The organism is Micromonospora chalcea (assembly GCF_002926165.1).
GTDB lineage: Bacteria > Actinomycetota > Actinomycetes > Mycobacteriales > Micromonosporaceae > Micromonospora > Micromonospora chalcea.
The window spans coordinates 1-1,053 of the sequence record NZ_MAGP01000089.1 but is presented as its reverse complement, the minus strand read 5'-3'; the positions used below and the strand labels follow the sequence as shown (position 1 = coordinate 1,053).

Below are 1,053 nucleotides of genomic sequence, written 5' to 3'. Positions count from 1 at the left end.
TAGTAGTGCAGCACCGCCGGGATGATCCCGGCAGCCCCGTTCGTCGGCGCGGTCACCACCCGCCCACCCGCCGCGTTCTCCTCGTTGACCGCCAACGCGAACAACGTCACCCAGTCCATCGCACGCAACGGATCCCCGCTACCGGTCTCCACCTCCAGGCCGCGCCGCATCTCCGCCGCGCGCCGCCGGACCTTCAACCCACCCGGGAGTACGCCGTCGCGGGTGCAGCCGCTCTCCACGCACTCGCGCATCACCCGCCAGATCTCCAGCAGCCCCGCCCGCACGTCCGCCTCGCTACGCCAGGACACCTCGTTGGCGAGCATCACCTCACTGATCGACAGACCCGTCTCCGAGGTGACCTTGAGCAGTTCCGCGCCGGTCAGGAACGGATGCCGTACCCGGGTGCTGTCCGCCTTGATCCGGTCCGCCCCGGCGGCCGCCTCGTCCACCACGAACCCGCCACCCACCGAGTAGTACGTGCGCGCCCGCACCTCGTTCCCGGCCACGTCGTACGCCGCGAACGTCATCCCGTTCGGGTGGTACGGCAACGACCGCCGACGATGCAACACCAGATCCGTGTCCGGATCGAAGTCGACCCCCTGACTGCCGAACAGGTCGAGCCGCCGCTGGGTGCGGATCCGCTCGACGCGCGGCCCCACCGAGTCGGTATCGACAGTCTCCGGGACCTCACCCTCCAGCCCCAACAGCACCGCCCGGTCACTGCCATGCCCATGCCCGGTCGCACCGAGCGAACCGAACAACTCCGCCCGCACCCGCGCCACATCGGCCAGCTGCCCGTCAGCCTTCAAACCCGCCACAAACGTACGAGCCGCCCGCATCGGCCCGACCGTGTGCGAGCTGGACGGCCCGATACCGACACTGAAAAGATCGAAAACACTGATCATTTGCTGCTTTCCTCGCCGTCGTCCCCGTTGTGCGGATCCGAGCCGGTGCGTGGGGTTGCCGCCCCCGCCAGGCGGGACGGCCGGCGCCCAGGGTGGGGGCGCCCGACCGGCGAGCCTACCCCGCCCTCGTGAATACCCGCCCCCACTC

General features: G+C 70.0%; 1 protein-coding gene. It reads right to left on the bottom strand.

Annotated elements, in window-relative coordinates; translation table 11 throughout:
- Nucleotides 1-905 (bottom strand): L-serine ammonia-lyase (locus BAW75_RS09070; RefSeq protein ID WP_104113258.1); only part of this gene is annotated, 905 nt, incomplete at its 3' end.
- Nucleotides 906-1,053: the final 148 nt, after the last annotated feature.